The following is an 18209-nucleotide window of genomic DNA, read 5'->3' as shown; positions in this document are numbered from 1 at the left end:
AATCCCGCGACGACACATGAACAAAATCGGGCAAGTGACTGACGCGACAGGGTTCATTTCCCGTTATCGCGTGCTAATCTCGGCGCCGATGATCCGACGCGCACTTGCCTGCCTGTTCACGCTCGGCCTGGTCGCCTGTGCGACCCAGCCAAGGCCTTCGACCCCGCCGAAACAGACCGCCCCGCAGCCGCGTCCCACGCCGGCCGCGCCGGTGCCGACCGGTCCTGCGCCCGCGGAGACCTCGGTCGAGCGCCGCGCCGACGCGGCGCCGGTGGACCTGACCCCGGTGCCCTTCGAGGTGGCGCGGGCCAACTTCATCCGCGACACCGCCGCGCGCTTCGGCTTGGATCCGGCCTTCATCGAGGCCACGCTGGCCCGCGCCAATTGGCGCGAGGACACGATCAAGCTGATGTCCAAGCCGGCCGAGCGCACCATCGGCTGGAACGAATACCGGCCGCGCTTCATCACCGCCTCGCGCATCAGCGCAGGGCAGGCCTTCCTGGCCGAGCATCGCGCCCAGCTCAGCCGCGTCGAGCAGCGCACCGGTGTGCCGGCCGAGATCATCGTGGCCATCCTCGGCGTGGAGACCAGCTACGGCGGCTACACCGGCAAGACGCCGGTGATCGATGCGCTCTACACGCTGGCCTTCCGCTATCCGCGCAGCGGCAATCCCGACCGCGCCCAGTACGAGGCGCGCCGCGAGCTGTTCTTCCGCGATGAGCTGGCGCAGCTGTTCGCCCTGGCCAAGGAGCAGCGGCTGGACCTGTCCACGCTCACCGGCAGCTACGCCGGGGCGATGGGGCTGGGGCAGTTCATGCCTTCCAGCTATCGCGACTTCGGTGTGGACGGCGACGGCGATGGCCGCATCGACCTGCTGACCGACCTGGACGATGTCTTCGCCTCGGTGGCCAACTACTTCGTCAAGAAGGGTGGCGCCTACGGCTGGGAACGCGGCGGCCCGGTGGCCGTGCAGGCCAGGCTGGCGCCGGGCGCGGTGGAGTTCAACCCCGATGACTGGACCCCGACCTGGACGCTGGGCGAGCTGGCCACGCGCGGCTACACCCCGCTGGCGCCGGTGCCGGCCGGCGAGACCGCCACGCCGGTGACCCTGTCCACCAGCAGCGGCCCGCAGTACTGGCTGGGCTTCCGCAACTACTACGCCATTACCCGATACAACAACTCCAAAATGTACGCGATGGCCGTATGGCAACTTTCAGAAGCGATCGCCGGCCGCCCGCTGCCGCCGGCATGAAAACCTGGCTGCTCCTGGCGCTGGTGGCGACCCTGGCGGCGTGCAGCAGCGCGCCGCGCAGCAAGGGCGCCAAGCCGGGCGAGGCCACCATCATCGTCCCCAAGGGCGAGAAGGCCCCGGCCGCGGTCGCCGCCGGCTGCCTGGGGCGTTACGCCCCGGCGGTCGAGGATCCGTCCACGCGCGGCGACTACACCGCCGGCGGGCTGTACAAGCCCGGCGTGTCGGACAGCACGCCCACCGAAGTCCCCGACGTGGACTGCATCGCCGAGCCGACCATCGCCGCCGAGCCGCTGTCGGACTACGGCAACAAGTCGCCCTACAGCGTGCTGGGCAAGAACTACACGGTGCTCGATACCGCCGCCGATTACGAAGAGACCGGCCTGGCCTCGTACTACGGGCAGAAGTTCCATGGCCGCAAGACCTCCAACCACGAGGTCTACGACATGTACCAGTTCACCGCCGCGCACAAGACGCTGCCGCTGCCCAGCTTCGCCCTGGTGACCAACCTGGACAACGGCAAGAACGTGATCGTGCGCATCAACGACCGCGGGCCGTTCCACGATGGTCGCGTGATCGATCTGAGCTACGCCGCGGCGGTCAAGCTGGGCATCACCGGGCGCGGCACGGGCCGGGTCGAGGTCAAGGCACTGCATCCGGACGATCCCAAGCTGCCGGCGCTGCTGGCCAGCCGCAACGCCGTGCGCAGGCCAGTGGCCACCACCGTGGCGACCGGCGTGCCCACCACCATCGCCACCGGCAAGCCGGCCGCGGTCAGGCCCTCGGCCATGGATCAGCTGGTCGGCGGCCTGCCGGCCGCGTCGCGGACCGCGGCGGTCGCGGCACAGCCGGTGCCTGCCGCCGCCGCCCCGATGGACACCAAGGCGGCGCCGAGCGATCCCTCGCTGCGCTACTACACCATTCCCAATACCAAGAAGCCGGCCAGCGCCGACCGCTTCGAGGCCTGGATGAAGAGCCAGGGCGTGCACGTGGCCACCGGCAAGCCCGGTGCCCCGGCACCCGCGCCGGCGACCGCGGTCGCCGTGGCGACGCCCGTCGCTGCCGGCAAGGGCGCGGCCGAGGCGGCGCCTGCCGCACGCCCGGCCCCGGCGCCGGCCCGGCCGGTCGCCTCGGCCGCCAGCACCGGCAACGGCAACGGCACCTATGGCCAGTCGGCCATGGCCGTGCTGCTGCAGGTCGCCAGTTTCGCCAGCCGCGACAATGCCGAGCGCGCCCTGGCCCGGCTGGTGGCGGCTGGCATCCCCACGGCGACGCTGAGCGATGTCATCGCCGGCGGTCGCACCCTGTGGCGCGTGCGGGTCGGCGCAGCGGACAATGACGGGGCCGACGCCCTGGCCGCGCGCATCGCCGGGCTGGGCTTCGCGCGGCCGCAGGTCGTGCGCGAGTGATCCGCACGCCGCCGCGCGGGTCGCGGCCGGCGTCTCTTTTCTTCGTCTTCGCTTTTGCAAAGGTAAGTCCTCCATGAAGTTCCGTTTCGCCTTCGCCGCCCTGGCGACCGTCGCCTTCGGCGCGGCCATCGCCCAGACGCCGCCGCCTTCCGACGCCGTCACCGCGCCGCCGCCGGACATCAAGATCCCCGACGCGCCGGCGCCGGCCGTGGCCAAGGCCTGGATCGTGATGGACGCGGCCAGCGGCCAGGTGCTGGCGGGCAACAACATCCATGAGCATCTGGCCCCGGCCAGCATGACCAAGGTGATGACCTCCTATGTGCTCGCCGCCGAGCTGAAGGCCGGCAAGATCACGCGCGACGACCAGGTCATGATGAGCGAGCGCGCCTGGCGCGAGGGCGGTGCCGGCACCGATGGCAGCTACAGCGGCTTCCCGGTCAACCAGACCGCGCGCCTGGAGGACATGGAAAAGGGCATGGTGGTGCAGTCGGGCAACGACGCGGCCATCGCCCTGGCCGAGCACACCGCCGGCAGCGCAGAGGCCTTCGTCGAGCTGATGAACGCCTACGCCCAGCGCATCGGCATGAAGGACAGCCACTTCGTCGACGTCCACGGCCTGGCCGCCGACGGCCACTACTCCAGCGCCTACGACATGGCCCTGCTGGGCCGCGCGCTGATCCGCGACTACCCCGACACCTACGCCTACAACAGCATCAAGGAACTGACGGTCAACGGCATCACCCAGCCCAACCGCAACCTGCTGCTGTGGCGCGACCCGAGCGTGGACGGCATCAAGACCGGGCATACCTCGCAGGCCGGCTACTGCATCATGAATTCGGCCAAGCGCGGCGACCAGCGCCTGATCACCGTGATCATGGGCGATGTGTCGGAGAAGCAGCGCGCCGAGGACTCGCTGGCCCTGCTCAACTGGGGCTTCCGCTTCTACGAGACCCATCGCCTGTACGAGCCGGGCAAGGTGCTGGCCACGCAGAAGGTGTGGAAGGGCGACCAGCGCCAGGTGCAGCTGGGCGTCGCCGCGCCGCTGCTGGTGACCGTGCCGCGCGGGCGCTATGAGCAGCTCAAGCCGTCGATGGACGTGCCCAAGCAGCTGGTAGCGCCGATCAAGCAGGGTCAGCAGATCGGCACCGTCAAGGTCAGCCTGGATGGCAAGGTCATCGCCCAGGCGCCGCTGGTGGCGGTCAATGCGGTCGAGGAGGGTGGCTTCTTCCGCCGGCTGTGGGATGCGTTCTGGATGTGGTGGGAATCGGTCTGACCAGACCCGGGGCGTCCGCAAACGTGTGAGCGGGGCGCCTTTGTCTGAGCGTCCCGCGTTCGCGGGCACGACGATGAGACCGCATGTTGGAACGAAGAAGCCGGCGCAAGCCGGCTTCTTCGCGTGCGGGCCGCGGTGGACTTGGGTTTGCGCGGGTCCGACCCGATAATCCGCCGATGGACATCACTTCGGACAATCCCGAACACGGCTTCCAGTTTCCCGGCACCTTCGAGCTCAGCGCCATGGGCCGGGCCGGCATCGAACTGGAGCGCGAACTGCCGCGCCTGCTGGCCGGCGCCGGCGTGGACGTACTCGAAGAGCGCGTGAGCTGGAAGCATTCGGCCAACGGCAAGTACGTCTCGGTGCGCATCGCCTTCCGCGCCGACTCGCGCGAGCAGTACGACGCGGCCCACCGGGCCCTGCGCGGCCACCCGGAAGTGAAGTGGACGCTCTAGCCGCGGCCTGCCCCTCGCCGCAGGGCGATGCGGCCATCGCCGCGCGCGCGCCGCTGCCGGCCAGCGTGTACGAACTGGGTCGCCAGCCCTACGAACCGGTCTGGCGCGCGATGCAGGCCTTCACCGACGCCCGCGACGAGACCACGCCCGACGCGCTGTGGATGGTCGAGCACGAACCGGTGTTCACCCTGGGCCAGGCCGGCAAGCCCGAGCACGTGCTGGCGCCGGGCGACATCCCGGTGCTGCACGTGGACCGCGGCGGCCAGGTGACCTACCACGGGCCGGGCCAGATCGTGCTCTACCCGCTGCTGGACCTGAAGCGGCTGAAGATCGGCGTGCGCGACTACGTATGCCGCATCGAGCAGGCGATCATCGACACCTGCGCCGAATGGAACATCCATGCCGAGCGCAAGGACGGCGCGCCCGGCGTGTACGTGGCCGGCGCCAAGATCGGCGCGCTGGGCATCCGCGTGCGTCGCGGCTGCACCTTCCACGGCCTGAGCTTCAACATCGCCATGGACCTGGAGCCGTTCCACCGCATCAATCCCTGCGGCTACGAAGGCCTGCAGACCGTGGCCCTGTCCGACCTGGGCGGCCCGTCCTCGATGGAGGCGGTCAAGGCGGTGCTGCTGGAGAAGATCGCCGCGCAGTTCGGGCTGGTGCTGACGCGTGCGGACGGCTTGCCGCCTGGCGTGCCCGCGCCGCACGCCGCCTAGCGCGACCCGCCCTGCGGCTCCCACCTGTAGAGCGGAGCTTGCTCCGCTGCGTTTCGTCCGGATTGTCGGGAAGGCCCCAGCGGAGCAAGCTCCGCTCTACAAGGAGGCGGCGACTCGATCTGAGAGACCGTTGCTCCCACAGGGCATAGCGCGCCATGCGCAACGCAGGCTGATGCACACTTGCCGCCCATGATCGATGTGCAAGCCCATGTTGCCGCGTCCCTGCGCCGGCTGATCGCCACGGCACCCGAGCTCGAGGCCACGCTGGAACAGCCGCAGGCGCGGGCCGCGGTCCAAGCGCTGGCGCTGGTCAGCGACTTCGCCATCGACACGCTGTGCCGGCAGCCGGCGGTGCTGGAGGAGCTGCTCGACGATGCGGCCACCGCCTTCGCGCCGCCGGACCTGCGGCAGGCGCCGGCCGCGCAGTGGCCGGCGCTGCTGCGCCGCTTCCGCGCGGCCGAATCCACCCGGCTGATCTGGCGCGACGTGGTCGAGGGCGCCGATGTCGACGAGATCCTGGCCGGCAGCACGGCCCTGGCCGAGGCCTGCCTGCATGCCGCGCTGGACGCGCTGGAGGAGGAATTCGCCCAGCGCCACGGCGTGGTGCGCGATGCCCAGGGCCAGCTGGTGCGGCTGGTGGTCTTCGGCCTTGGCAAGCTCGGCGGTGGCGAGCTGAACTTCTCCTCCGACATCGACCTGGTCTACGCCTTCGCCGGCGGCGGCGAGTCCGAGCCTGCCTCCGCGCAGGCGGGGAAGCCGCGGACGCTGGCGGCCGAGGAGTACTTCTCCCGCCTGGGGCAGCGGCTGGCCCGGCTGCTGGACGAGACCACCGCCGAGGGCTTCAGCCACCGCGTCGACCTGCGCCTGCGGCCGTACGGCAGCGCCGGGCGCGTGGCGCTGTCGTTCGCGGCGATGGACCGCTACTTCCAGACCGAAGGCCGCGACTGGGAGCGCTACGCCTGGCTCAAGGCGCGCGCGGTGGCCGGCGACATCGCCGCCGGCGAGGCCTGGCTGCATACCCTGCAGCCGTTCGTGTACCGGCGCTACCTGGACTTCACCGCGCTCGATGGCCTGCGCGCGATGAAGGCGATGATCACCGCCGAGGTCGCGCGTCGCGAGCTGGCCGACGACATCAAGCGCGGGCCGGGCGGCATCCGCGAGATCGAGTTCCTGGCCCAGGCCCTGCAGCTGGTGCACGGCGGCCGCGATGCGCGACTGCGCCAGCGCGGCCTGCGCGCGGCGCTGCAGGCGCTTGTGCAGGCGCGCCTGCTCGCGCCGGAGACCGGCGCCGCGCTGCGCGAGGCCTACCGCTTCCTGCGCGTGCTGGAGAACCGCCTGCAGATGCTGCGCGACGCGCAGACCCACGTGCTGCCGGACAACGCGCAGGACGCGCTGCGCATCGCGCGCGGGCTGGGCCATGCGGACGGCGCCGCGCTGCGCGCCGCCCTGGCGGCGCAGCGCGCGGTGGTGAGCGCGGCCTTCGCGCCGCTGATGGCCGCGCCCGAGGACGCCGAGGACGGCGCGGCGCTGGCGCCGTTCCAGCGCATGCTCGATGGCGCCAATGCGAGCCAGGCGCTGGAGGATGCCGGCTTCGCCGATGCCGCGCAGTCGGCGTCTCGGCTGCAGGATTTCCTCGCCTCGCCGGGCGTGGCGCATCTGTCCGACAGCGCGCGCACGCGGCTGGAGCGCGTGCTGCCGGCCATGCTGCAGGCCGCCGCGGCCTCCGATCTGCCCGACGCCGCCCTGCAGCGCTGCCTGGCGCTGCTGCAGTCGATCCTGCGCCGCACCAGCTATCTGGCCCTGCTGGACGAAGTGCCCAGCGCGCTGGCGCGCCTGGTGGATGTGGTCGCGCGCAGCGCCTGGCTGGCCGAGCGCGTGGCCCAGTACCCGCTGCTGCTGGACGAACTGCTCGACGCGCGCGCCGCCGGGCCCTTGCCCGATCGCGCCGCGATGCAGGCCGCCTGCGCGGCCGCGGGCCAGCACGCCGACCCCGAGCAGGCGCTGCGCCGGCTCAACGAGACGCGCCTGGCCTTCAGCTTCCGCATCGCCCTGGCGGCGCTGGACGCGCGCCAGCCGCCGCAGGATTCGGCGCGGCAACTGGCCTGGCTGGCCGATGCGGTGTGCGTGCAGGTGCTGGCGATGGCGCGGGCCGCGGTCGAGGCGGCGCACGGCCGGGTCGCCGGCGGCCAGTTCGGGCTGATCGGCTACGGCAGCCTGGGCGGGCTGGAGATGGGCTTCGGCTCGGACCTGGACCTGGTGTTCCTGTACGACGCGCCGGGCGATGCGGTCTCCGCGCCTGTTTCCGCGCACGCGGGCGGCGCCCGCGCGCTGGAGCCGGGGCGCTACTACGCACGCGTGGCGCAGAAGGTCGTCGCGCTGCTGGAAACCATGACCGGCGCCGGCCGTCTCTACGCGGTGGACGTGCGCCTGCGCCCGGACGGCGCCAAGGGCCTGCTGGTGACCTCGCGCGCCAGCTACGAGGACTACCAGCGCCAGCGCGCCTGGACCTGGGAACACCAGGCGCTGGTGCGCGCGCGCCCGGTGGTCGGCGATGCCGCGCTGCTCGAGGCCTTCGAACGCATCCGCGCCGAGACGCTGGGCCGGGCGCGCGAAGCGGAGGCGCTGCATCAGGACGTGGTGCACATGCGCGGCCGCATGCGCGCCGAGCTGGACCGCAGTGCGCCGGGGCGGTTCGATCTGAAGCAGGGCGCCGGCGGCCTGGTGGATCTGGAATTCCTGCTGCAGGCGCGCGTGCTCGAACATGCCGCCGCGCATCCGGCCGTGCTGGCCCCCCGCAATACCCGCGACCTGATCGCCGCGCTGGCCGATGCCGGGCTGCTCGAAGCCGGCGAGCGCACGGCGCTGCTGGAGGCGCACGCGACCCTGCTCGCCGCGGGGCTGTCGTGCACGCTGGACCGTCGCCCGCGCCTGACCGCGCCGACGCCCGCGCTGGAGCACGCGCGGCAGGCGGTGACGGCGGCCTGTCGGGCCCATGGCTTGGCGTTCGCGCCGGGCAAGGACGTCTGAAAGCCAAAGATTCGGTCATCCCGCGTACGGGGGCAGGGCTGTTCGGCGGACGCATGTCCGACAGTCCAGCGCCTGTGCCGTTCCGCGCGAAAGTCCCTGGGTTCCCGCATTCGCGGGAACGACGGTCTGGTTGAGTACGCGCGCCTCAACTTGCCCGACCTGGCCTGAGCGAAGCGGCCCAGTCGCCGCCGCAGAACGCAGCGGCTGCTGAGCGACGCAGTAAATGTTCGCTTCTCCCGTGGGAGCCGCCATGGCGGTGATGGGGCTTTACCGGCAGAGCCCTATCGCCGCCATTGGCCGAAAAGGCCACAAGGGCGGCTCCCACCTGTAGAGCGGAGCTCGCTCCGCTGGGGCCTTCCCCACGCACCGAACGAAGCGCAGCAGAGTCCCCTGAAAAGAGATTGCCACAAGCTCCGCGCTACAGGCAGGCCGCCGCGAGATTTGAGGAGGCAGTGGCTCCCACCCAGCATGGCCAGCCGCGCGCCTCACGCGAAAGCGATGTCTTGCTGCGCGTTACTGAGCGCCCGCCTCATCCCACCCGCCCAACCGCTCGCGCACCAGTGCGGCGATCCGCGCGGTCTCGCGCAGCGGGGTGACGGCAAACGGCGCAAGCCCCCCGTCCAGCGCGGCGATGCGCCCGCGCGCCTGCAGGGCGGCGATGAACTGCGCCGGCCGACCGCGCACGCGCTGCGGCGCATGCACGAACACCGGCGCGGGCGTGGCACAGGCCTCGGACAGCATGTTGACCGAGTCGGCGGTGCAAACGATGCGGTCGGCGCAGGCGAGCAGGCCAGGGTAGGGGTTGGGCCCGTCCTGCGCGCCGGTCCACACCAGGTGCGGCGTGCCGGCGTAGTGGCGGCGCAGCGCCTCCACCAGTGCCGGCGGCGTGCGCCGCGACACGGTGGCCATCACCGTGCCGCCGTGCGCGCGCAGCGCGGCATCGAGCGCGGCGGTGATCGAGGCGAGGTCCTCCGCTTCCAGCCGCGCATGCGCGCTGGGCCCGCCGACCAGCAGCGCGGTCCGCGGGCCGGGCAGGGCGCCCAGGGCAGGGAAGTCCGCGCGCGCCTGCGCCAGCCAGGCGTCATCGACCGGATGCAGGCTGCCCAGCAGGGTCAGCACATTGGCCGCGCGCAGCCCGTCGTGTTCCGGCGCGATCACCAGGTCCCAGTGCCGCGGCGCGAGGCGCGGATCCAGGATCTGCACGGCCTGCGCGCCGCGCGCCCGCAGCAGCCGCGTGGCCAGCGCCGCCTGGCGCCCGCAGCCGATCGCCAGCCGCGGCGGTGCCGCCAGCGCCTGCGCGAAGCCGGGCCCGAACGCCTGGTCCGCGCCCGGCAGCCGGCGCGGTGCGAGCGTCTTCCACGGCGCGCGCGGCTGCAGCGTCCAGGCCTGCGCGGGCAGGCGCAGGGCCCGCGCCAGCGCCTCGGCCTGGCGCAGGTTGCCGGCATGGCCATCGGTGAGAGTCCAGGTGCGCGCGGGCGTCATGGGCAACGTTCGACGAAACCGACAAAGCTGTCAGGAGGGGATTGGTGTTGCAACCCAAAACAATCCGTTGCGGGTCCCCTTGGTGTCGCCGGGGTGGTCGCACCCTACACTGCGCCCGGTCGTCGCGCTGGTTCGGCGTCCGTACCCCCTTGCTCTGATGGAGTGGTTCCGATGTCGCAGTCCCTCGATGCCGCCGCGCTGGATCAGCTGTTCCGCAGCGCGCGCACCTATAGCGCCTTCACCGACGAGCCGGTCACCGATCAGACGCTGCACGCGCTCTACGACCTGCTCAAGTGGGGCCCGACCGGCGCCAACAGCACCCCGGCGCGCTTCGTCTTCGTCCGCTCGCCCGAGGCCAAGGCCAGGCTCAAGCCCTCGCTCGCCCCGGGCAACGTGGACAAGACCATGGCCGCGCCGGTGACGGTGATCGTGGCCTACGACCTGGATTTCCACGAGCACCTGCCCAAGCTCTACCCGCATACCGATGCCAAGGCCTGGTTCGACGGCCCGCAGGAGGCCCGCCGCGAGCCGGCCCTGCTCAGCGCCGTGCTGCAGGGCGCCTATCTGATCCTGGCCGCCCGCGCACTGGGCCTGGATGCGGGCCCGATGTCCGGCTTCGACGCGGCCAAGGCCGACGAAGCCTTCTTCGCCGGCACCTCGCTGCGCGCCAGCTTCCTGGTCAACCTGGGCTATGGCGATGCGTCCGCGCTGCATCCGCGCCTGCCCCGGCTGTCCTTCGACGAGGCCGCGCGCATCGTCTGATGCCGCGGCCGGTTTGCGATTCACCCGGCTCCAACGCCACCGCTGTTCCCTTAGCGCCACACCACCAAGGAGTTCCTCGCATGCGCAAGTTCCTGCTCGCCGCCGCCCTGTCGGCCCTGGTCGCCCCGGCCTTCGCCGCCCCGACCACCTACAAGCTCGACCCGGGCCACACCGATGTGATCGCCACCTGGAACCACTTCGGCTTCTCCAACCCCAGCGCCCACTTCGGCAACGTCGACGGCACGCTGACCTACGATCCGGCCAACGTGGCCGCCTCCAGCGTCCAGGTGACCCTGCCGCTATCGGGCCTGGAAAGCTTCGTGCCCAAGTTGAACGAGCACCTGGCCGGCTCGGATTTCTTCGACGCCGCCAAGTTCCCCACCGCCACCTTCAAGTCCACCAAGGTCCAGTCGACCGGCAAGGACAAGCTCAAGGTGACCGGCGACCTGACCATCAAGGGCATCACCAAGCCCGTGGTGCTGGACGTGACCCTGAACAAGGCCGGTGAGCACGCGATGAAGAAGGTGCAGTCGATCGGCTTCGACGCTACCGCCACGGTCAAGCGTTCGGACTTCGGCGTCGGCGCCTACGCGCCGATGGTCAGCGACGAGGTCAAGCTGCACATCACCACCGAGGCCGACGCGGCCAAGGCCAAGTAAGCCCGCGCGGCCGACTCGGCCGCGTCTTGCGCAAGCACGGAAGCCGCTGGGGATGTCCCGGCGGCTTTTTTCTTTTGGAGTGCTTCGCGCGGTGCGAGGTCGCTGATCCCACTTCGCCGACCAGCCTCGACCCGGCCGGGCGCGACTCCTCGGCTCGGTCCGCCATCCCTGGCGGACTCGCCGCTGCGGGCCATCTCTGGCCCGCTCCCCGCGCGCCTGACCGTGTCGAGGCTCTGCGAGCGTACAGAACAGGACTCCTTCCAACTCGAAGGCACTGAGCAAGTGCTCTGCCCCCTCCCTTTCGCCGCAGGCGAAGGGGAGGGCGGGGGTGGGGTGCTTTTGCTTTTGCTTCTGTGGCTTACTCGGGAAAGCCCCGACCCCTCCCCCTCAGTCGCTAGCCGCGACTTCGAGCTCCCCTGCGCTGCGCGCAAGGGAGGGGGCTCAAGCCAAAGCCTTCTGACTTCAAGCGCGGCACCGCTCGCCGAACCGCTGCCCTTTCGAAGTGAGCAACACCCCAGCGTGAGCCCCAGCCTCGTGGTCGTTTTGATCAATGGCGAAAGGTTTCGCCGGGAAAGCCTCATCGCCGCCATGGCGGCTCACACGTGTAGAGCGGAGCTTGCTCCGCTGGGGCTTTCCCCACGAACCGAACGAAGAGCAGCGGAGCAAGCTCCGCTCTACAGGCAGGCCGCTGCGAGATTTGAGGAGACAGTTGCTCCCACATGGAGCGAACCGCTTCGGAGGAGCTCTTTCAGGCACCGGTTTCCAGACCGTAGAGCGCCAGCGCACGCCGCAGGGTGGCGGCGCTCGAGAAGCCCAGCGCGTCCAGTCCCGCCGCGCGGGCGCCGTTGACGTTCTCGTCGCGGTCGTCGATGAACAGCGTCTCGGCCGGCGCCGCATCCAGCAGCGCGAGCGCACGCAGGTAGGCCTCCGGCGAAGGCTTGGCGATGCCGACATCGCCCGCGCCCACGACCCGGTCGGCGAACAGCGGGAACAGCGGCGGACAGATGCGCCCCAGGTGCAGCGTCAGGAACGGCCCGTTGTTGGTGAAGATCGCCACCGCCGCCTGCCGCGACACCGCCCCGGCCAGCGCCACCATCGCCGGATCGGCCGGCGTGGCCAGCGCACGCGCGGCGATGCAGTCCTCCAGCGTCAGCCGCGCCCCCAGGCGGCGCGAGAGCTCGTCGGCATAGTCCACCGGCCGCCACAGACCGACGTCCGACTCGTGTTCCAGCCCCGAGTCGAACAGCGCCGCCTGCACCGCGCCCGGCGTGGTGCCGCTGCGGCGCGCCAGCTCGCACAGGCGCAGGCGGCGGTCGTAGCGCGCCAGCACGTCGTCCAGATCGAACAGCACCAGCCTGGGCTGGCGGAACGGGCGTGGCCGGGAGCGGGGTTGGGGTGTGGACAACATGAACAGGCCGATCGGAGCGAGCTGCCGAGCATAGCCGCCTCCGGGCGGGTGGGCCGAGGTTGTCCCAATTCCTGTCCCGGCCTACCCACCAAGGCGCCACTCACCCGTCACGGGAGATGGCCGGGGTGACAGCTGAGGTTAGCTTCGTGTCAACGCAGGGCGTCGCCTTCCCGCACGCCGCACGGTCAAGGGGGCCGTTGCGCCGCCCTGCGCCCCACCCCCCACCTCGCTTTACCTATTCCGCCTTGCAAGGAGTACAGGTCATGCGCAGTCGCTTCACCCGCCATTCCCTCGCCGTCGCCGTCGCGGCTTCCCTCGCCCCCTCCCGTGCGAGCCTGCGTGGCCTGTCCTCGGCCATGCTGCTCGGCCTGGCGGTCCAGGCGGCCAGCGCCGCCGACCTGCCCGCGGCGCCCGCCGCCGACGAGACGCCGGCCGAGCCCCAGGCCAAGACCCTGGACGCCGTCAGCGTCATCTCCACCGGTACGCGCAAGGCCAACATGGCCGTGACCGACAGCCCGGCGCCGATCCAGCTGGTCAGCGCCGAGGCGCTGTCCAAGACCGCCGCGCCCGACCTGATGAACGCCATCGCCAACCAGGTGCCCTCGTACAACGCCTCCCAGGTCGGCGGCGACATGGCCAGCCAGACCCTGACCGCCTCCATGCGCGGCCTGACCGCCAACCACACCCTGGTGCTGGTCAACGGCAAGCGCCGCCACGTCACCTCCAACTTCGGCGTGGCCGGCAGCGGCGAGATGGCCACCGACCTGTCCTTCATCCCGCAGTCCGCGATCGACCATGTCGAAGTGCTGACCGACGGCGCCGCGGCGCTGTACGGCTCGGACGCCATCGCCGGCGTGATCAACATCATCCTGAAGAAGAACTCCTCCGGCGGCGAGTTCAACGCCGGCTATGCCGGCTACTCCGATGGCGGTGGCGGCACCGATTCGTGGGGCGGCAACATCGGCCTGGGCGGCGACAACGGCTTCGTCAGCATCAGCGTCGAGGCCGAGAACCGCGAGTCGGTCTACCGCTTCTCCAACCCCAGCTACGCCAACTGCCTGCTCAACCAGGACGCGTGCCGCGCCTACGCCACCGCCAACGGTCGCTCGGACCTGCTCAGCCGCCTGGCCAACGACCAGGGCGCGCTGCTCAACAAGCGCTTCCCCGGCCTCAACGCCTGGCTGAACCCGCCCGAGATTCACCGCAAGATCGCCATGTTCAACGCCGGCTACGACTTCGGCGACGGCCTGGAGTTCTACGCCTTCGGCAGCTACGGCAAGAAGACCGCCCAGTCCGAGGAGAACTATCGCCGTCCCTCGCAGGACGGTGGTTACACCGATCCGACCACCGGTGAGGTCAAGCACAAGTACGCCTACGGCTTCAATCCGTCCGAGCGCTCGGAGGAGAAGGACTACGACATCACCGCAGGCCTGAAGGGCGATTTCGCCGACGGCTGGATGTGGGACATCTCGACCGAGTACGGCCGCAACGAGATGGACGTCTACACCGTCAACTCGATGAACTTCTCGCTGTGGCAGGCCACCGGCAGCTCGCCGGAGAACTTCTACGACGGCACCTTTTACAGCACCCAGTGGGATACCAACGCCAGCGTCACCAAGGACTTCGACATCGGCCTGAGCGGCGGCCCGCTGACCCTGAACGCCGGCCTGAACTACCGCCGCGACGGCTACGGCATCGAAGCCGGCGAGCCGGCCTCCTACTACGGCGCCGGCGCCTCGTCCTTCCCGGGCTACAACCCCCTCTCGGCCGGCGACTACTCGCGCCACAGCCAGGCGGTGTTCGCCGACGTGATCCTGTACCCGGTCGATGCCTGGCTGGTGGACATCGCCGGTCGCTACGAGAAGTACAGCGACTTCGGCAGCAAGGCGATCGGCAAGTTCACCACGCGCTACGACTTCTCCGACACCTTCGCCATCCGCGGCACGGCCAGTACCGGCTTCCGCGCGCCGAACATGGGTGAGAACTATTACACCGCCATCCAGGTCAGCCCGACCGGCGCGACCGCCACGCTGGCCGGCGCCTCGGTCGGCAACGGCCTGAAGCCGGAGACCAGCACGAACTTCTCACTGGGCCTGGTGTTCTCGCCGCTGCCCAACCTGACCTCGACCCTGGACGCCTACCAGATCAAGATCTCCGACCGCACCTACATGGGCTCCTTCGCCTATTCGCAGGCGCAGTCGGCGGCCACCCGCACCGGCCGCACCACGGGCCGCTGGAACGCCGACCTGCCCGATCCGGCCGACACCGACGGCGACGGCGTTCCGGACGACAACTACAACCAGATCCTGGGCAACGCCCTGGTCGCCGGCGGCTTCATCAGCAACGCCAACGACCCGTCCGCGCCGGGCGGCAGCTTCGACCAGACCGCGCGCGCCAACATCAACCTGAGCTTCCTCAGCAATGTGCTGGACACCAAGACCACCGGCGTGGACTGGGTGACCAACTACACCAGCGACATGTCCTGGGGCTCGATCGACTGGCTGCTGGCGGCCAACTACAACAAGACCGAGGTGACCCGGGCCGGCCGCGTGCCGGGCTTCGAGACCATCCCGCTGTTCACCGAAGCCAACATCTACGACATCGAGCACGCCAGCCCGAAGTTCCGCGTCAACCTGGCGGCGACCTTCAACTGGCAGAAGTTCACCCTCACCCTGCGCGAGTCGATCTACGGCCCGCAGACCCAGGTCAACAGCCTGGCCGGCTATGAGAGCCTGGCCGACCAGCTGGACGTGATCACCCTGGGCAGCGGCGAGTACTACAAGCTCAAGCTCGGCACGATGGCCACCACCGGCTTCGACCTGAGCTTCAAACCCACCGACAGCTGGACCCTGAGCGTGGGCGGCGACAACGTGTTCAACAAGTACCCCGACAAGATCCCGTCGGCGGTGTGGAACTACGACGTGGCCAACTACCAGAACGGCAACAACGAGTACATCGCCAGCAGCAACTACGCCGGCTTCAGTGGCAGCCCGATCGGTTACTTCGGCGCGCGCTACTACGCCAAGCTCACCTACCGCTTCTGATCCAAACCCGCCGGTGCGCGCCTGGTGCGCGCATCGGCGGTGCCTTGCGCGGGTGCGTTTCCGCGTTCTCCCGAAACAGGCCGCTTCGGCGGCCACGCAGACGAGTCAGACATGCAAGACAGTGTTCGTAACGGCATGACCCGTCGCCAGCTGCTGGGCCGCATCGGCCTGGCCGCCGGCGGCACGATGATGTACCAGGCGATGACCAGCCTGGGGTTCGCCGCCGATTCGGGCTACGCAGGCCCGGTCAAGCTGCAGGGCAATCCCAAGGGCGCCACCGTGCTGATCCTGGGCGCGGGCCTGGCCGGCATGAGCGCAGCCTACGAGCTGCGCAAGGCCGGCTACAAGGTCAAGATCCTCGAGTACAACGCCCGTCCCGGCGGTCGCAACTGGACCCTGCGCGGCGGCGACACCTATACCGAGCTGGGCGGCGAGACGCAGCACTGCGGCTTCGACCCCGGCCTGTACATCAATCCCGGTCCGTGGCGCATCCCGCACCACCACCGCGCGATGCTGGCCTACTGCAAGCAGTTCGGCGTGGCGCTGGAGTCCTTCGTCCAGGTCAACTACAACGCCTACCTGCACAACACCAACGCCTTCGGCGGCAAGCCGCAGCGCTTCCGCGAGATCGATGCCGACTACCAGGGTAACGTCTCCGAGCTGCTGGCCAAGATCACCCGCCAGGGCGCGCTGGACAAGCTGGTCACCAAGGAGGACCAGGAGCTGCTGCTCGAATCGCTGCGCAGCTGGGGCGCGTTGGACAAGAACTTCGCCTACACCACCAGCGACATCAGCAGCATGCGCCGCGGCTTCGCCAAGTACCCCGGCGGCGGCGTGTCGGGCAAGCCGGAGTTCTCCAAGCCGATGTCGCTGCAGGACGTGCTGGGCTCGCACCTGTGGAACCAGCTGGCGGCCGGCAAGAACATCGAGATGCAGACCGCCATGTTCCAGCCGGTCGGCGGCATGGACATGGTCGGCAAGGCCTTCGCCCGCGAACTGGGCCCGGGCGTGATCCAGTACAACGCCAAGGTCGTGGACATCGACCAGGACGACCACGGCGTCAGCGTCACCTACGAGGACACCGGCGCGCCGGGCAACAAGCAGGTCGCCAAGGCCGACTGGTGCATCTGCACCATTCCCTTCTCGGTGCTCAGCCGCATCCCGGTCAAGGTCGGCCCGGCCATGACCGAGGCGATCACCAATCTGCCCTACGCCTCCTCGGTCAAGGTGGGCCTGCAGTTCAAGCGCCGCTTCTGGGAGGAGGACGACAACATCTACGGCGGCATCAGCTACACCAACCTGCCGATCACCAACATCAGCTATCCCAGCACCGGCTTCCACGCCGCGGGCAAGGGCGTGCTGCTGGGCGCCTACATCTGGGGCCTGGACGCCTACGACTTCACCTCGCACAGCCCGGCCGAGCGCGTGCGCCGCGCGGTGGCCTTCGGCAGCCAGATCCATCCGCAGTATCCGGCCGAGTTCGACAACGGTGTGTCGGTGGCCTGGCATCGTGTGCCCAGCAACCATGGCTGCTTCGGCCAGTGGGACGAAGCCCTGCGCGCCAAGCACTACGCCGCGGCCACGCAGATCGACGGCCGCATCGCCATGGCCGGCGAACACATCTCCTACATCCCGGCCTGGCAGGAGGGCGCGGTGCTGTCCGCGCACGATGTCATCGGCCGCCTGCACGCCAAGGTCATGGCGACCGGAGGCCGGGCATGAGCCGCCGCACGTGGTATCGCTTCGGCGGCGCGCTGACGCTGGCCGCTTCCGCGCTGGCCCTGCCGGCGCTGTGGGCACCGGGCGCGCAGGCGCAGACCTCGGACGCCACCGGCCTGCTGCAGACGCGCGATTTCTCGCACGCTGACGGCGCCCAGGTGTACGCCACCATCTGCGCCGGCTGCCACATGCCGGCCGGGCAGGGCGCGCGCGGCGCGGGCGAATACCCCGCGTTGGCGGGCAACCCCAAGCTGGGCGCGGCGCCGTACGTGGAAATGATGGTGTTGAACGGCCATGGCGCCATGCCGGGCTTCGGTCCTATGCTCAGCGACGGGCAGATCGCGCAGGTCACCACCTACGTGCGCACCCATTTCGGCAACCAGTACGACGATGCGGTGAGCGAGGCCGACGTCAAGGCGCTGCGCGCCTCGCTGGCGAGCACCGCCACGCCCGAGCAAGACGACTGACATCCTTTCCATGAAGATCCCAGGAGCCACCATGACCCTGTCCCGCCGCCTGTCCCTGTTCCTGCTGGCCGCGCCGCTGGCGCTGTCGGCCCACGCCGCCGACGTCAAGCGCTACGCCATCCCCGGCAGCGACTTCCCGATCGCCTCGGCCGTGGAGATCCCGGCCGGCAAGACCACCATCTACCTCAGCGGCAAGGTGCCGGCCGTGGCCGACCCGGCCGCGCCCAAGGACTCGATGGAGGCCTTCGGCGACACCAAGACCCAGACCATCAGCGTGCTCACCCAGATCAAGCAGCAGCTCGAAGGCATGGGCCTGGGCATGAAGGACGTGGTCAAGATGCAGGCCTTCCTGGTCGGCGGCCCGGAGAACGGCGGCAAGATGGATTTCAAGGGCTTCATGGAGGGCTATACCCAGTTCTTCGGCAAGGAGGCCAAGCAGATGAACCTGCCGGCGCGCTCGGCCTTCCAGATCGCCGCCCTGGGCAATCCGGGTATGCGCATCGAAATCGAAGTCGTCGCCGTCCGTCCCTGATCCCGAT

Annotated in this window: 14 protein-coding genes; 12 read left to right on the top strand and 2 right to left on the bottom strand. The window is 70.1% G+C overall.

Annotated elements, in window-relative coordinates:
• Positions 1-88 precede the first annotated feature (88 nt).
• The 6 genes from mltB to glnE all read left to right on the top strand — a co-directional run bounded on the left by mltB (position 89) and on the right by glnE (position 8129).
• Positions 89-1252 (top strand): lytic murein transglycosylase B, encoded by a 1164-nt coding sequence (gene mltB / locus ACFJIT_RS12730; RefSeq protein WP_130515630.1) that lies wholly within the window; start codon positions 89-91, stop codon positions 1250-1252.
• A complete protein-coding gene (locus ACFJIT_RS12725; protein ID WP_379653813.1) occupies positions 1249-2658 on the top strand; it encodes a septal ring lytic transglycosylase RlpA family protein in 1410 nt (469 codons plus the stop codon). The genes mltB and ACFJIT_RS12725 overlap by 4 nt, the downstream gene beginning before the upstream one ends.
• 73 nt (positions 2659-2731) lie before the next feature.
• A complete protein-coding gene (locus tag ACFJIT_RS12720) occupies positions 2732-3931 on the top strand; it encodes a D-alanyl-D-alanine carboxypeptidase family protein (RefSeq protein ID WP_130530850.1) in 1200 nt (399 codons plus the stop codon).
• 176 nt (positions 3932-4107) lie between these two features.
• Positions 4108-4386, top strand: coding sequence for a DUF493 family protein (locus ACFJIT_RS12715; protein ID WP_130515636.1), 279 nt, complete (start codon positions 4108-4110; stop codon positions 4384-4386).
• On the top strand, positions 4374-5102 hold the full coding sequence (lipB, locus tag ACFJIT_RS12710; protein WP_379653812.1) for a lipoyl(octanoyl) transferase LipB: 729 nt from the start codon (positions 4374-4376) through the stop codon (positions 5100-5102). Before ACFJIT_RS12715 ends, lipB begins: the two co-directional genes overlap by 13 nt.
• A 189-nt stretch (positions 5103-5291) precedes the next feature.
• Positions 5292-8129, top strand: a complete 2838-nt coding sequence (gene glnE, locus ACFJIT_RS12705) for a bifunctional [glutamate--ammonia ligase]-adenylyl-L-tyrosine phosphorylase/[glutamate--ammonia-ligase] adenylyltransferase (protein WP_379653811.1) — start codon at positions 5292-5294, stop codon at positions 8127-8129.
• 513 nt (positions 8130-8642) lie between these two features.
• Here the strand turns inward: glnE and ACFJIT_RS12700 are convergent.
• The gene (locus ACFJIT_RS12700; RefSeq protein ID WP_379653810.1) at positions 8643-9611 is read right to left on the bottom strand and encodes a mitochondrial fission ELM1 family protein; all 969 of its coding nucleotides are present in this window, start codon (positions 9609-9611) and stop codon (positions 8643-8645) included.
• Positions 9612-9782: 171 nt separating this feature from the next.
• On the opposite strand from ACFJIT_RS12700, the gene ACFJIT_RS12695 reads away from it, so the two are divergent.
• On the top strand, positions 9783-10373 hold the full coding sequence (locus tag ACFJIT_RS12695) for a malonic semialdehyde reductase (protein WP_130515644.1): 591 nt from the start codon (positions 9783-9785) through the stop codon (positions 10371-10373).
• Positions 10373-11032 (top strand): YceI family protein, encoded by a 660-nt coding sequence (locus ACFJIT_RS12690; RefSeq protein ID WP_379653809.1) that lies wholly within the window; start codon positions 10373-10375, stop codon positions 11030-11032. Before ACFJIT_RS12695 ends, ACFJIT_RS12690 begins: the two co-directional genes overlap by 1 nt.
• A 748-nt stretch (positions 11033-11780) precedes the next feature.
• Here the strand turns inward: ACFJIT_RS12690 and ACFJIT_RS12685 are convergent.
• Positions 11781-12440 (bottom strand): HAD-IA family hydrolase, encoded by a 660-nt coding sequence (locus tag ACFJIT_RS12685; protein WP_130561188.1) that lies wholly within the window; start codon positions 12438-12440, stop codon positions 11781-11783.
• 263 nt (positions 12441-12703) lie between these two features.
• Between ACFJIT_RS12685 and ACFJIT_RS12680 the strand changes: the two genes are divergently transcribed.
• From ACFJIT_RS12680 to ACFJIT_RS12665, 4 genes are all read left to right on the top strand, one after another.
• Complete coding sequence (locus ACFJIT_RS12680; protein WP_130530866.1) at positions 12704-15484, top strand: TonB-dependent siderophore receptor; 2781 nt, start codon at positions 12704-12706, stop codon at positions 15482-15484.
• A gap of 135 nt (positions 15485-15619) precedes the next feature.
• Positions 15620-17206 (top strand): flavin monoamine oxidase family protein, encoded by a 1587-nt coding sequence (locus ACFJIT_RS12675; protein ID WP_130516213.1) that lies wholly within the window; start codon positions 15620-15622, stop codon positions 17204-17206.
• Positions 17203-17670, top strand: coding sequence for a cytochrome c (locus tag ACFJIT_RS12670; protein ID WP_130515651.1), 468 nt, complete (start codon positions 17203-17205; stop codon positions 17668-17670). Before ACFJIT_RS12675 ends, ACFJIT_RS12670 begins: the two co-directional genes overlap by 4 nt.
• A 37-nt stretch (positions 17671-17707) precedes the next feature.
• Positions 17708-18202 (top strand): RidA family protein, encoded by a 495-nt coding sequence (locus ACFJIT_RS12665; RefSeq protein WP_205953491.1) that lies wholly within the window; start codon positions 17708-17710, stop codon positions 18200-18202.
• Positions 18203-18209 lie beyond the last annotated feature (7 nt).

It is taken from the genome of Pseudoxanthomonas sp. UC19_8 (assembly GCF_042700505.1).
Classification (GTDB): Bacteria; Pseudomonadota; Gammaproteobacteria; order Xanthomonadales; family Xanthomonadaceae; genus Pseudoxanthomonas_A; species Pseudoxanthomonas_A winnipegensis.
The sequence above is the reverse complement of the archived record's forward strand: the minus strand, read 5'-3'. Positions and strand labels throughout refer to the sequence as shown.